Raw genomic sequence first — 14,153 nt, forward strand, 5'->3', positions numbered from 1 at the left:
CCGCCGATTGCGCGAGAACGTCAGGATTCTCAAACCCGCTTCAGATACCCCTGCGACGACACCACGTACCCCTCCTCCAAAAACGCCGCCGCCATCGCTGTCTCGCGCGGGTGTTCGCCGTTGACTTCCTCGATTAAGACGGCGCGCCTTCTCCCGTTGCCGACTTCGCCGGCGAGGGCGCGGGCGATTTCGAGGGCGACGGCGCTGGGGTCGCGTTCGGGGACGTTGTCCAGAAAGGTGGTGAGCTGGCGTTCGCTTTTGGGGAGCCAGGCGGCGAGAGAGCCGTCGACGAGGATGACGATGGAGCCGGCGATGCGCATGGGTTTGCGGCCTTCCTGGACAACGTCGGGCCAGGGGAGCGCGGCGCCGTAGGGATTGGCGGGATCGACGGTGCTCAGTAAGATCGTTTGGGGCTGGTTTTCGGGCTCGCGGAGGCCGCGCAGGCGGTCCACGGCGCCGGGGAGGGCGAACTGGGTCGCGCCGAGGCCGGCGACGAAGTAGCCTCGGCGCACCGCGCCGGCGTCCTCCATGGCTTTCAGGACACCGTAGACACTGCTGAAGCCGCCGGCGATGCCTTCGGCCTGGACGGCTTCGCGAGTGACGAGGCCATAGCGATCCAGGAGTAAGTTCGTGCGGGCGGCGAGGCGCTCGGTGGGCGTCGGCTCGTCGTAGATCAGGCTGCTGACAAGGGACCAGCGGCCGGAAGCCTCGGCCTGGGTCGCGTGGCCGGACAGGGCGGAGGCGCCGAGGCGGCTGCCGGGGCGCATCGCGCGGCCCGTGCCGGCGTAGCCGCGTCCAGGCCGTTGAGGGCGTTCTGGACGCTGGGGGCGGCCCGCGCGATGCGGGTGGCAGTAGGCGCGCAGCGCGTGAAGAGAGTCGTTGGTGACTTCGCCGGCCCAGACGAGGTCCCAGAGCGCGGCGAGGACATCCGGCGGGAATGAGCCGACGGCTTGGAGAAGCTGCGGGAAGAACGAGGCGCCGCGCGCCGCCAGATGCGCGCGGATCTTGTCGTGCATCTCGGACGATGGCCGGTCATCGGGCGCAGTCTGGCCCCCCAGTAAGTACGGCGCGTCATCGGCAAGATAAAAGCTGATCCGGCCGTCGTGCTGCCCGAGGGACTCGCAGCCGATCCAGAAGATCGCGCCCGACGCCATCAGTTCGTCGAGCGCGCGGGAGTCGTAGTCGGCGACGCGCGCGGGCAGGATATGCGTCTCCAGCACGGAGGCGGGAATGCTTGAACCCTGGAGCTGGGTGATCGCCTGAGCAGTCGCGTTCGGGCCGCGACGCGGGGTTTCGACGTTCTGCCAGTGGACATAGAGACGGCCGAGGGCGCTTTGATCGACCGGCTCGACTTCGTGGCGAAGGCGCGCGAGCGACTTCTGGCGCAGGGCGCGCAGCACGCCCGGATCGCACCACTCCTCGCCCGTCCCGCCGGGCCGGAACTCGCCTTCGACAATCTTCCCAGACGACGACATGCGGTTTAAGATGGCGGCGACGGGCGCGACGCCGATGGAATAGCGCCGGGCGATATCGGCGGTCTGGAAAGGTCCGTGCGTGCGGCTGTAACGTGAGACCAAATCGCCAAGCGGATCGCGCGTGTACTCCAAAAAGGCTTCGGGCAGGCCTGGCGGCGGCGGAATGCCCAGAGCGTCCCGGTACTTACCGGCGTCCTCGGCGGCGATCCAGCGCGTTTCTCCGGCGATGGGGAGAGGGATCACACGTCGATCGCGCTCCAATTGCGCGAGCCATGGATCGACCAGTGTTTTGTCGGTGACGCGCGCTTCGATCTCCGCGCGGGACAGATCGCCCAGGCGGATGAACAGATCATTCAGGCCGTCGGCGTGACGCGCGGCGCGCTCGGGCGTCAGATGCGCCAGGTAAAGTTCGAGCTCCGTCAGCGAGTCGGCGTCCAGCAGTTCGCGCAGTTCGACTTCTCCGAGCAGCTCGCGCAATTGCGACGGATCGACGCTCAGCGCCTGCGCGCGCCGCTCGGCCAGCGGCGCATCGCCCTCATAGATGAAGTTTGCGACGTAGTTAAACATCAGCGCGGAGGCAAACGGCGACGGCGTGCGCGTCGTCACGGTCACGACGCGCACCGCGCGCGTGCGGATCTCGGTCAGCAGCTCTTGCAGCGCGGGCATATCGAAGACATCGCGCAGGCATTCGCGGTAGGTCTCCAGAATGATCGGAAAACCGCCGTACTTGATCGTCGCCTGCAAAAGCTCGGCGGAGCGTTTGCGCTGCTGCCAGAGCGGCGCGCGCTGCCCGGGAAACTTGCGCGGCAGCAGCAAGGCGCGCGCGGCGTTCTCACGGAACCGAGAAGCGAACAGCGCGACGGCGGGCGCGCCCTGCCCCGCTTGACGCGCGGCGCCGCCCGCGCCGAGCTGCCGCACCACCAGGTCTTCGATCTCTTCCGGATCGGGAAGCACGGTTTCGGCGCTGGGCGGCTCGTCGGCTTCGGGGAAGCGCACGACAATGCCGTCGTCGGTCCAGAGCACGTCGATCTCGTAGTCGGTCATCTCGCGGACAATCGCGCCGATCGCCATCGCCCACGGCGCATGGACTTTCGAGCCGAAGGGGCTGAGGATGCAGACTCGCCAGTCACCCATATCGTCTTTGTAAGACTCGATCACGATGGTCTTGTCGTCCGGGACCGCGCCCGCCGCTTCCTCCTGGTCGCGCAGATACTGGATCAGATTCTTCGCCGCCAGCGCATCCAGCATATGCTTCTCGATCAGGAGCTGGGTGGCGTCCTCATCGGACAATCCGCGCAGCGTTCGGGTCAAGGCGCCGATGGCGCGGCCGAACTCCAGGGGCCGCCCCGCCGATTCGCCGTGCCAGAAGGGCATTTTGCCGGGGACTCCGGGCGCGGGCGAGACGATCACCCGGTCATGGGTGATCTCTTCAATCCGCCAGGAGCTCGCGCCGAGCAGAAAGACATCGCCGGTCTTGCTCTCGAAGACCATCTCTTCGTCCAATTCGCCGACACGCCCTTTGCCCTTCTCGGCGCCCAGTAAAAAGACGCCATACAGACCACGGTCTGGGATGGTCCCGCCATTAGTGATGGCGATTCTCTTGGCCCCTTCGCGGCTGTGCACGGTGTTGTTGATCCGGTCCCAGGTGATGCGCGGGCGCAGTTCGGCGAAATCGTCCGAGGGGTAACGGCCGCTGAGCATGTCCAGCACTTCGATAAACATCGTGCGCGGCAGCTCGGCGAAGGGCGCGCTCCGGCGAATGACGCGTTCCAAATCGTCCACCCGCCAATCGTCCATCGCCACCATCGCCACGATCTGCTGCGCCAGCACATCCAGCGGGTTGCGCGGATAGCGCATCTGCTCGACCGCGCCCTGAATCATCCGATCCGTCAGCGCCGCGCACGCGAGCAGGTCGCCGCGATACTTGGGCAGAATGACGCCTTTGCTAAGGCCCCCGACATGGTGCCCCGCGCGCCCAATTCTTTGCAAAGCGCTCGAAACGCTCGGCGGCGCCTCGACCTGGATCACCAGATCGATCGCGCCCATATCGATCCCCAATTCCAAAGACGATGTCGCCACCATCGCGGGCAGCCGCCCGGACTTCAGCTCATCCTCAATCATCATTCTTTGCTCACGCGCGATCGATCCATGGTGCGCGTGGACGATCTCCTCCCCCGCCAGCTCATTGAGCGCCGCCGCCAGCCGCTCGGCCAATCTTCGGCTATTCACAAAGATCAGCGTGGAGCGATGCTGTTTGATCAAATCTAAGATCAAGGGATGGATCGCCGGCCAGATACTTGTCCGGGTGTCGCCCTGCGACGCCGGGCCGCTCGGGATTTCTTGTATTTCTCCCAGCTTCGCCATATCTTCCACGGGGACTTCGACGCGCAGGTCGAGCATGCGGCCCGCGCCGGCGTCGATGATTTGGATGGGGCGAAGAAGATGCCCCCCGGCCCCCACAGGGGGAGCAGAACCCAGCGCATCCACCACAGCCTCTAAGTCAGAGACATCCTCATCCCTACTGTTTGCCTCTTTCTCCTTACCATCCAAGCCTGCAAGGGCTGCGAACTCATGCTCTGCTCCCCCTGTGGGGGCCGGGGGGCATCCGGGGTCTTCCTCTACTATTTGTGAGAGGGGATTTTGAAACCCGCCCAAAAACCGAGCCACCTCGTCCAGCGGCCGTTGCGTCGCCGACAGGCCAATGCGTTGGAACCCATGCGGCGCCGTCAGTTCCTCCAAGCGCTCCAAAGACAGGCTCAAATGCACGCCGCGCTTGGTGGAGACCATCGCGTGGATCTCGTCGATGATCACCCAGTGGATCGACCGCAGAGTCTCGCGGGCGTTGCTGGTGAGCATCAGAAAGAGCGACTCGGGGGTCGTGATTAAGATGTCGGCGGGGGTGCGGTTGAACTGGGCGCGCTCTTTGCTGGGCGTATCGCCGGTGCGGATCGCGACCGTGGGCGGATGCGCGGGGACTTCCATCCGCTCGGCGTAGCGTGAGACGCCGACCAAGGGCGCGCGCAGGTTGCGCTCGACATCGACGGCCAGGGCCTTGAGCGGGGAGATGTAAAGCACTCGGCAGCGCTGGGGCGGCGGGGGGACGGGGTCGAACATGATCCGATCGATGGCCGAGAGAAACGCCGTGAGGGTTTTGCCGGAGCCCGTGGGGGCGAGGATCAGGGTCGATTGGCCGCTTTGGATCGCGGGCCAGCCGAGCTGCTGCACGCGTGTCGGCTCCGGAAAGGAGCTGGTGAACCAGGAGCGAACGGGATCGTGGAAACCGTTCAGGGCGTCGAGCGGATTGGGGGCGCCGCCTTCGCGGACGGACCGTTTGACTCTGGGCATCGGGATCTCTTTCTACTAATCATTGCATTGTACCCATCACGGTCGGCCGCTATTCATGAACAAAGCGCCATCTCGCTGCGCCACTATTTCGAGAAACACCACGGAAACATATTGACGCCGAGCGGCGATGAGTGCTACACTTCCAAGCCCCTCATTGTGGATGGGCCGAGACGTGTCGGCGTTTGCGGCGCTGCAAACCGAACATTTAACCTCAGGATAAAACATAGCAATGAAGCTTTGCTTTCCGCGCCTCATGCTCGTCATGGCGGCGCTCTTGATGCTGCCCGGGGCCGCAAGCGCCCAGGGGTTTGCAAAACCGATCAGCGCCGGCGACGTCTCTTGGATGCTTATTGCGACCGCGCTCGTCTTTTTGATGACGCCCGGTCTCGCCTTTTTCTACGCCGGCATGGTGCGCGGCAAAAACGTGCTCAGTGTCTCGATGCAGTCGTTTGTCGCGGCGGGCATCGTCTCCGTGCTCTGGGGCGCGCTGGGCTACTCGCTCGCCTTCGGCCCGGACCATGGCGGCGTCATCGGGGATCTGACGTGGGCGGGCCTGCGCGGCGTCAGCATGTACACGCCGAATACAGACTATGCGCCGACGATCCCGCATATGCTGTTCATGATGTTCCAGATGACCTTCGCGATCATCACGCCGGCCCTCATCTCCGGCGCGGTCGTGGAGCGCATGAAGTTTTCGTCGTACTGCGTCTTTATCACGCTCTGGTCGCTGCTGGTGTACGCGCCGATCGCGCACATGATCTGGGCGAAGCATGGTCTGCTCGGAATGACCGGTCCGATCAAGGCGCTGGATTTCGCCGGCGGCTGCGCCGTGGAGATCGCGTCGGGCGTCTCCGCGCTGGTGATGGCCCTCTTGATCGGCAAGCGCCGATCCAACCATCCGGAAGAACTGCGCCCGCACAACCTGCCGATGACGCTGATCGGCACTGCCATTTTATGGTTCGGCTGGTTTGGATTTAACGCCGGCAGCGCCCTTTCCGCCGGGCCGCTGGCGCTCTCGGCCCTGGTCGCCACGCACTTCGCGGGCGCGGCCGCCGCGCTCGCGTGGATGGCGATCGAATGGTTCCTCTACCGGAAGCCCTCGGCGCTCGGCTTCGCATCCGGCGCGGTCGCGGGCATGGTGGCGATCACCCCGGCGGCGGGTTTCGTGCGCCCCGGCCCAGCCATCGTGATCGGCCTCGTCGCCGCCGTGATCTCGTTCTATATGATCAAGGTCAAGAGTCGATTGGGTTATGATGATTCGCTGGATGTCTTCGCGGTTCATGGCTGTGCGGGGATGTGGGGAATGGTGGCGACCGGCCTGTTCGCCACGCGCGCCGTCAACGCGAACGGCGGGGACGGCCTGTTCAACGGCAACCCGGCCCAGCTCGCGCACCAGCTCACGGCGATCGCCGTGGCCGTGGTTGTCGCAAGCGCCGGGACATTTGTTGTCGCCAAGCTCACATCGCTCATCACGGGCGGCCTGCGCGCGTCCGTGGACGACGAGGAGAGCGGGCTGGACGTCACCGAGCATGGGGAAACAGGATATCCCGGCGAAGCGTCCGGCATCCCGGCGTTCGCCGCATTCGATTAAGGTCGTCAAGACCATCACAGGAGAAATAACTTATGATCAGAATTGAAGCCATCATCCGCCCCAGCCGCCTCGACGAAGTCCGAATGGCGTTGGAAGAACTGGGCCACAGCGGCATCACGGTCACCGAGATCAAGGGCGCCGGTCGGCAAAAAGGCTACACCCAGCATTACCGGGGCGCGGAATACCAGGTCAACCTGCTTCCGAAGATCATGCTGGTGGTCGTGGTGAAGGATTCCGAGTGGGAGCAGATCGCCGAAGTGATCGAAAACGCCGCGCGCACCGGCGATATTGGCGACGGCAAGATCTTCGTCTCCCAGGTTCTGGAAGCCGTCCGGATCCGGACCAGCGAACGCGGCGACAGCGCGGTTTCTTAAAAACTCTGCCGCCAGCATCGTATTACCGGGTGGTATGCCGGCGGCTCTGCGCCGGCATGCCACCCGATTATCGGATACAACGCACGAAAAGCGTATATCTACCGCCGCGCCAGGCGCACCGGTTTCGCCGCGGCGGGCGCTTTTCCCACCAGCATCTTACTCTCACGAATCACCGGCAGTGGTCCCGAGATGTCGAGCAGTCCGCCCAGAGTATCGACGTGCTCGCCGTTCACGAGAATCTGCACTTTATTGACGTTCGGGAACTGTCCGAGCGCCTTCAGGATTTCGTTGACGCCCTTCGCCTCGTCCGTGTCCCCGCCCTTAAAATCGTTCACTAAGGCTGCGTTGAAGTTCACCGTCGCCAGACCGTTTTGAATGGCGATGTCGCGGATCTCGGCGCTGCGGGGCAGCACGGATGCGGGCGATTGCAGGGCGGTCTCGACGGCGGCGCGGGCCGGATTTTGCGCGGCGCCGGGCTCCGCGACGGCAGGTATGGCAACGGCGGTCAGCACCGTAAAAAGTCCGATCAGCGTTACAAAATTGTTCGCGGGTTTCATCATTCCACCCCTTTCGGTTCTCTTACCGACAATACTTGCGGAACACCGTTCCGATACTGATACTTACCCCCAGCGCCGAGTCGCCAAACAAACGCCGCGCAATAAGCGAGAAGCCTCTCAAATATGCGAGTTTTGCGCCGGCGCCATAAACTTCAGGGCTACGCCAGCCGACCATTCCAATATCATGCACTCTGTTTGGAAAGGATCGGAAGATGGTCGCTCCCTGTAAAACCATGCTGCTCGCCGCAGTGTTCGCCGGCATTGCTCTTGGCGTCTCTGGCCCTGCGCCAGCCGCGACGAAGCAGACGGGCAAGGCCGCTGTCGCCGCCGCGCCGGAGCAGTCGCCGGCCGCCCCACTGGCTCTGGGCGCGCTTGTCGTCGGCGGCTTGATGCTGCGGCTCCGAAGCCGTATCCAGGTCTGACGGGCAATCGAGCGCTTCGCTTAAGGCTTCATACCCGCCGGCACGCCGTTCGGGTAGAGCTCGGCGATGTTCTGCTTGATCTTGCCCAGGCGGTTCTCCGGGTTCGGATGCGTTTGCAGGAACTCAGGCGTGTGGCCGCCCTGGCTTTCGGCTTCCAGGATCTGCATAACGCCCAGCATCGCGCGCGGATCGTAGCCGGCTTCGGACATCAGCTTGACGCCCCACTTGTCGGCCTCGGATTCGTCGTTGCGGCTGTACTTCAAATTGACCAGCGAGCCGATCGCCGTCACCACGGCGGCGCTGTTACGGCTATTGGGGTTATTAGGGTCGTAACTCGCCATGACCGCGGCGCCAGTGAGGCCCTGTGTCAGCGTCTGCTGGGCGAGCTGCTGCGCGCTGTGGCGCGCGATCACGTGGCCCGTCTCATGCCCCAGCACCCCCACCAACTGCCCGCGCGTCTTGAGCTTATTCAGCAGCGCCTCGGTGATGAAGATCTGACCGCCCGGGAGCGCGAAGGCGTTCACCGTCTTGGGGTCCGCCAGCAGGTGATACTGGTACTGATAGGGACTTTTGCTGGCGTCGGACTTCTGGACAATCTCCTGGCCGACACTTTGCACGAGCGCCGTTCCCTGCGTGTCGCTGCTCGCCTCGCCCCCATACTGCTGCTCCATCTGCGGAGCCGCCTGCAACCCCAGCGCGATCTCCTGCTGCGGTGTCACCCCCACATGCTGCTTTTGTCCCGTCACGGGATTGACGCTGCTCGTCGTAAAATATTTGATCAGTGAAAACGCGGCGATCACCAGCGCGATAATCACCCGAATCCCAATGGCCGAAGAACGGTTTCCCATGTCGCGTGCGCCTCCCTGCAATGTTATCCTGATTGCTCTTTACCCGGACAAGGCGCTTCCATAACTTGATTGACCGTTCTGAATGAGCGGTCGACCGAATGGGTAGTATAACGCCATGGAACTCTTAGCCGCCTCCCCGCTCATCCCCAGTCTCTTCATCACGTTCGCGGAAACAGCCGAAGCCGCCTCCGAAACCAGCAAGCGGCTTGCAAAGGCGGCGCTGCTCGCCGCCTACTTTTCCGAATTGTCCGATGACGATCTCGCCCGCGCGGCCCGCTATCTCGCGGGGCATGTCTTTCCTCTGCGCGATCAGCGGACGACGAATGTCGGCGGCGCGGCGATGCTGGGCGCGATCGAGGAGGTGACGGGCGCGGCGCCCGAAACGCTACGCGAGAACCTGGTGCGGCTCGGAGATCTAGGCGATGTCGCCCGGGAAGCCTTTGCCGCCTCCCAGGGCGCCGCGCAGACGCCCACGCTGACGCTGGTTTCCGTGGGCGATGCGCTGGAAACGCTGGCGTCCACCTCGGGCGCCAAGCGCAAGCGCGAGCTGGTCGTGGCGCTGCTCCGGCCGGCGACGGCGCTGGAGGCGAAGTATCTCGTCAAGCTGCTCGCGGGCGACCTGCGCATCGGTCTTCAGGAGGGCGCGATTGAGGACGCCATCGCGCGCTGGCGGGGAATGGACGTCGCCGCCGTCCAATGGGCGAACATGCTGACGGGCGACCTGGGCGAGACCGCCATCCTGGCGCGCGCGGGCCGGCTGGACAGCGTTTCGATGCGCCTCTTCCACCCTCTCAAATTCATGCTCGCCACGCCGGCGGCGGATCTGGACGATGTCGCGCGGCAGATGCCCGAAGCGTTCGTCGTGGAGGACAAATTCGACGGCATCCGCGCGCAGGCGCATATCGCGCGGGAGACGCCCAATGTCCCGGAAGGGGTGGAGGAAGCGCCGCCCGCGCTCCATGGCGTCGTGCGGGACGGCGTGCGAGTCGCCCTCTTCTCCCGCACGCTGGACGAGATCACCGAAAGCTTTCCCGATCTTGTGGCGCCGCTCGCGAAGCTCGCGGAAGGATCGCCGCAGGGGCTCATTCTGGACGGCGAAATCGTGCCGACGCAGGGAGATCAGATCCTGCCCTTCCAAGAACTGCAAAAGCGACTGGGCCGAAAAACGCTCTCAGATGCTATGCGCGCTGAGGTTCCGGTCTGCTTTGTTGCTTACGACGCGCTTTTTGGCGACGAACAGATCCTGATCAACGATCCCTTTGCCCGGCGGCGCGCCGTGCTGGAGACAGCCGTCCCGGACAGCGGACCCGTGCGCCGGGCGGCCTCGGTCCAGTTCCGTGACGCCGCGCTGCTGGATGAGGAATTTGACGCGGCGCGGGGGCGCGGCAACGAGGGGCTGATGGTCAAGGACCCGGCTTCGCTCTACAAGCCCGGCCGGCGGGGACGGGAGTGGCTGAAGATCAAACGGGCGCTGGCTACGCTCGATGTCGTGGTGACGTCGGTGGAGGTCGGGAATGGCGGACGCCGGCATCTGCTTTCGGACTATACGTTCGCCGTGCGCGCCTCCGAAACGGACCCCGCCCTGCTCAACATCGGCAAGGCGTATTCCGGGCTGACCGACGCCGAGCTTCAGGAGCTTTCAGAGTGGTTCCGGGCGCACACCATTCAGGAATTCGCGCATGGCAAGGTCCGCGTCGTCGAGCCCAAGGTCGTGATTGAGATCGCCTTTGATCGCGTGCAGGCGTCCGCGCGCCATAAGAGCGGCTACGCTCTGCGCTTCCCTCGAATCCTGCGCATTCGGGACGACAAACCCGTCACCCAGATCGACACGCTGGAGACCGTTCGCAAATTGGCGGGAGAATAACCCATGTCCGACCTTCTTTCGCCGGAATTATCCGCCGCCCGCGCCGCGTTCGCCGCCTTTTTAGACAACGCTCCTCGTGAGGGGCGCACGGTCGCCCTGCACGATTCCGACGCGGATGGGGTCGCCGCCGGCGTGGTCTGGGAGCTGGGCCTAAAGCGCCTGGGGTACGCCGATCTGGCGCGAGTGATCCCCGACCGCGAGCGTAATGCGTGGACGGAGGCGAATCGCGCCAGAGTACAGGCGGCGCGGCCCGAAGCGCTCTTCGTGCTGGATCTGGGCAGCCAGACCGAATCCGTCATTCCCGGGGTTCCGACTTGCTTTGTCGATCACCATCGCCCCGAAGGCGCTCCGCACGGAGACACGCTCATCAGCGCTTACACCTGGGATCCGATTCCCAACACGTCATTGCTCCTTTGGGAGTTATTGCGGCCATTGGCGAATGTCGAGGACCTGGACTGGATCGCCGCCATCGGGACACTCAGCGATCTGGGCGACCAAGCTCCATTCGCGCTCATCGAAGAGGCAAAGAAGAAGTATAAAGCCAAGTATCTGCGCGAAGCCACGACGCTGATCAATGCATCGCGCCGCGCTTCGCATTACCATCCCGAAACGGCGGCGCGAGCCCTGCTCGCGCACTCCGATCCCCGCGCGCTCACGGAGGCGACGAGTGGGGATGTGGAGGAGCTTCGCGCGGCGCGCGCGGAGGTGAAGGCGGCCATGGAAGACGCGAAGAAGGTCGCGCCGGTATTTTCGGGGCAAGTCGCGTGGCTTCGCCTGAACTCGCCGTGCCAGATCCATCCGCTGATCGCGCAGATCTGGCGTACGCGACTGCCGAAGTACATCGTCCTGGCGGCAAACGAAGGCTATCTCCCTGGGCGTGTGAATTTTTCGGTCCGGTCGGCGTCGGGGATCAATGTTTTGGAGTTCCTGCGCGGGATCGAGCTGGATCTGCCGGAGGGTGAGGGAAATTACGGGCACGGGCACGATCAGGCGTCGGGAGGGAGCCTGCCGATCGTCCATTGGCGCCGGTTTCTGGAGAAACTCGGTTTTACGATTTCATGAAGGTGGGTTAATCCGTGGAGCGCCGGCGATCTTCTCAGAAGCTCCACGGATTAGCACATCTTGTCAGGTCAGGCGGCTTCGCGATTGCTCACGCCCCCGGAGGGCCGGTACGGCTTTCGCGCCAGCCTTGCGATCAGCGTCCGCACAATCAGCTTCGCCAGGAATGGAAGATCGTTGACGAAATAGCGCTGGTAGAGACGCCCCGGCTCCTGGATGAAGCGGAACATCCATTCCAGGCCGCTGCGGCGCATCCAGACCGGAGCGCGGCGAACCTGCCCCGCCGCCATCTCGAACGATCCGCCGACACCGATGGAAACCGGCACCTGGATCAGATCTCGGTTTGCGGCGATCCACTTTTCCTGTTTCGGCGCGCCGAACGCGACCATCAGGATATCGGGCGCCGCCGCCGAAACCGTCTCACGGATACGGGCCTGTTCTTCTTCCGTCTTGAACGTTTCAAACGGAGGACAGTAGGTCCCGCAGATCTTCGCGTTGGGATACCGGGCCAGCACCGCCTCTCGGGCGCGGTCGGCGACGCCGGGAACGCCTCCCAGGAAAAACAGCGTCAACCCCTGTTCATGCGACGCCTTCGCCAGCTCCCAGAAGAGGTCGCTGCCGGCGACGCGCTCCTGGATCGGCTGACCTCCTGCTCCGGAGTACAGACGGGAAAGCCAGACAACGGGCGCGCCGTCCGCAAGCACGAGATCCGCGCAATGGTAGACATCCGCGAATTCGGTGTCCCGGTCAAGCATGACCAAATGGTCAAGATTTCCGGTACAGACAAAGCGCGCTTTGTCTCGCTTACGCGACATCGCCACAATCTGATCCACGGCCTGCGCCATCGTCACATTATCAAAAAGTACATTCGCGATCGGCACCTTCATGTCGTTGAAACCTTCTGCTTCAAGCTGGTCCACATGTCCTTCGCAAACGCCTGCAGAACGGCGTGATTTGCGGCGGCGGCGGCTTCATTCTTGTCGAGCGGGCACATAAACCGGAGAAAATACACGGGGGTATTTTTCCGTCCGAGCAGAGCGCTTTTCAGCATCGCAAATCGGATCTGCGTCGGTGAGTCAATAATCTTACCGTCAACGACATATAGATAAAGCATCTCATAAGAAGGCGCTCCGGGGTTTCCCACCGCATGACACGACCGTGTGTCAATATTCGCTCCCGGCAAGAGTTCCGTATGATCGTCTTCCAAGCGCCACCCGGCGCCCACCAGGCACGAGCGCGGGTCGTGCAGGGCGCTGCGGTCCGTGCCGCCGATCAGAACGAAGTCGATGGGCACGTTCCCGCCGTCGTAGGCGCGGGAAATGACATCGGCGCTTCCCAAGGCGATCTTGACGTCCGCAGGCATCTCCTGATCCGCGCCCGAGCGATAAGAGCCAATGGTGTGCGGCACATCCGCCGACGTCACACCCTGAAATTTGGGCGGCGGCGGTATGCTCCAAACCTTGTTCGTGACCAAGGCGGCCGCGAAGATCAAAATTAGAAGATAGGCCATCCGGCGAACTTGCGACATCCCAATACCTTTGCCAGCGAAAAGAGGACGATAAATCCCAGAACCAGAGTGATCATGCCGCTCCAGTCATGGAACGTGTGCGCGGCGTCGGCGCTGATACACTCCCCGACCACGCCGATCAGCGCAATCCGCACCGAGTTGATCGCCAAGCTCAGCGGAAGGCTGAGCAGAAAGATCCCGAAACGCTTGATCGGCGATCCATCCACCAAGTAAGCGAACGCGCCGCTAAATGTCAGCAGCGCCAGCAGCGTCTTGAAGCCCGAGCAGGGGACGTCGACGAAGAGCGAAAAGTTCTCCATCTGGATGACGTTGCCGTCCAGCTGCGTGCTGAACGTCAGCAAGTGCAGAATCTTGTTCGCCAGCACGGTCGACATCATCTGGATCCGCAGGGTGGCGTCGTTCAGCACCGGGCCAGGCAGCGGGGCCATAAACGCCAGAAACGCCAGCGGGATCGCCATCGCCCGGACAAGAGCTCCGCCAAACACCAGCCACACCGAGCTCCAGAGAATCAGCAGAAACGAAGTGGACATGACCGCCTGCATCTGGCTTTTGATCGCAAAGATCAGCAGTAGCAGGGACGGCAGCAGCACGGCGAGAGCGAAGTAGTTCGGCTTTTTTGGGACAGCCGCGATCGTATCCCGGCGATACCAAAGCATCAGGGCGACGAAAAAGGGGATGACGGGGGCGTGCGCGTAGTAGGACTCCGGCTTGGTGAACTCATAGCCCCACCAGGACAGCATCGGCCACGCCAGAGCGGCCAGAAGCGCGGCCGCAAAGACAAACGGAGCGACCGTACGCCAATCGACCTTGCGCCAGTCCAGCGAATTCGCGCTGGAAATTTCGCCGCTTACGGATGGCTTGATCCGAGCGTCGTCAGGTTGTTCAAAAATTGTTGACATTCCACTAGCCTATACGCAAATTCTGTGCCAAGTGTCACAGAAAATAGCACTCTTACCAGGCAGGGACTAAAAAGCGAGGCAACGATTGCAATTTGAACTACACCGTTACCTCGCGTCAAAGTACGCTAAAACAGGTCGAGAAACTCCTCGCGCTCTTGTGGCGCGGAGCTTCGAACGAAACGATGCAGCAG

11 protein-coding genes are annotated in these 14,153 nt (G+C 63.4%); 5 read left to right on the forward strand and 6 right to left on the reverse strand.

Annotated elements, in window-relative coordinates:
* Positions 1-29 precede the first annotated feature (29 nt).
* Positions 30-4,820: an Lhr family helicase gene (locus tag D5261_RS03890; protein WP_119323461.1), complete on the reverse strand. Its 4,791-nt coding sequence runs from the start codon at positions 4,818-4,820 to the stop codon at positions 30-32.
* A gap of 229 nt (positions 4,821-5,049) precedes the next feature.
* Here D5261_RS03890 and D5261_RS03895 point away from each other — a divergent pair, with 229 nt between their 5' ends.
* Positions 5,050-6,411, forward strand: a complete 1,362-nt coding sequence (locus tag D5261_RS03895) for an ammonium transporter (RefSeq protein WP_119323462.1) — start codon at positions 5,050-5,052, stop codon at positions 6,409-6,411.
* A gap of 32 nt (positions 6,412-6,443) precedes the next feature.
* Positions 6,444-6,785, forward strand: coding sequence for a P-II family nitrogen regulator (locus D5261_RS03900; RefSeq protein ID WP_119323463.1), 342 nt, complete (start codon positions 6,444-6,446; stop codon positions 6,783-6,785).
* 98 nt (positions 6,786-6,883) lie between these two features.
* Here D5261_RS03900 and D5261_RS03905 read toward each other — a convergent pair whose 3' ends face one another.
* Positions 6,884-7,345: a GerMN domain-containing protein gene (locus tag D5261_RS03905; protein ID WP_119323464.1), complete on the reverse strand. Its 462-nt coding sequence runs from the start codon at positions 7,343-7,345 to the stop codon at positions 6,884-6,886.
* A 209-nt stretch (positions 7,346-7,554) separates the two neighbouring features.
* Between D5261_RS03905 and D5261_RS03910 the strand changes: the two genes are divergently transcribed.
* Positions 7,555-7,764 carry a hypothetical protein gene (locus D5261_RS03910; RefSeq protein WP_125206194.1) on the forward strand — a complete coding sequence of 70 codons (210 nt, stop codon included), beginning with the start codon at positions 7,555-7,557 and terminating at the stop codon, positions 7,762-7,764.
* A gap of 20 nt (positions 7,765-7,784) precedes the next feature.
* Here D5261_RS03910 and D5261_RS03915 read toward each other — a convergent pair whose 3' ends face one another.
* A complete protein-coding gene (locus D5261_RS03915) occupies positions 7,785-8,612 on the reverse strand; it encodes a M48 family metalloprotease (protein WP_119323466.1) in 828 nt (275 codons plus the stop codon).
* 115 nt (positions 8,613-8,727) lie between these two features.
* Here D5261_RS03915 and D5261_RS03920 point away from each other — a divergent pair, with 115 nt between their 5' ends.
* Positions 8,728-10,476: an ATP-dependent DNA ligase gene (locus D5261_RS03920; protein ID WP_119323467.1), complete on the forward strand. Its 1,749-nt coding sequence runs from the start codon at positions 8,728-8,730 to the stop codon at positions 10,474-10,476.
* A 3-nt stretch (positions 10,477-10,479) separates the two neighbouring features.
* Positions 10,480-11,538, forward strand: a complete 1,059-nt coding sequence (locus tag D5261_RS03925; RefSeq protein ID WP_119323468.1) for a DHH family phosphoesterase — start codon at positions 10,480-10,482, stop codon at positions 11,536-11,538.
* 68 nt (positions 11,539-11,606) lie between these two features.
* Here the strand turns inward: D5261_RS03925 and D5261_RS03930 are convergent, their stop codons facing one another.
* From D5261_RS03930 to D5261_RS03940, 3 genes are read right to left on the reverse strand one after another with little or no spacing between them, the layout of a single operon-like run.
* On the reverse strand, positions 11,607-12,422 hold the full coding sequence (locus tag D5261_RS03930; RefSeq protein WP_119323469.1) for a WecB/TagA/CpsF family glycosyltransferase: 816 nt from the start codon (positions 12,420-12,422) through the stop codon (positions 11,607-11,609).
* Entirely contained in the window at positions 12,419-13,063 is a 645-nt protein-coding gene (locus tag D5261_RS03935; RefSeq protein ID WP_119323470.1) for an exosortase C-terminal domain/associated protein EpsI, read from the reverse strand. Before D5261_RS03935 ends, D5261_RS03930 begins: the two co-directional genes overlap by 4 nt.
* Positions 13,030-13,962, reverse strand: a complete 933-nt coding sequence (locus tag D5261_RS03940) for an exosortase/archaeosortase family protein (RefSeq protein WP_119323471.1) — start codon at positions 13,960-13,962, stop codon at positions 13,030-13,032. The genes D5261_RS03935 and D5261_RS03940 overlap by 34 nt, the downstream gene beginning before the upstream one ends.
* Positions 13,963-14,153 lie beyond the last annotated feature (191 nt).

Origin of the sequence: Capsulimonas corticalis, assembly GCF_003574315.2 — a bacterium.
In the GTDB taxonomy this organism is placed as follows: Bacteria; Armatimonadota; Armatimonadia; order Armatimonadales; family Capsulimonadaceae; genus Capsulimonas; species Capsulimonas corticalis.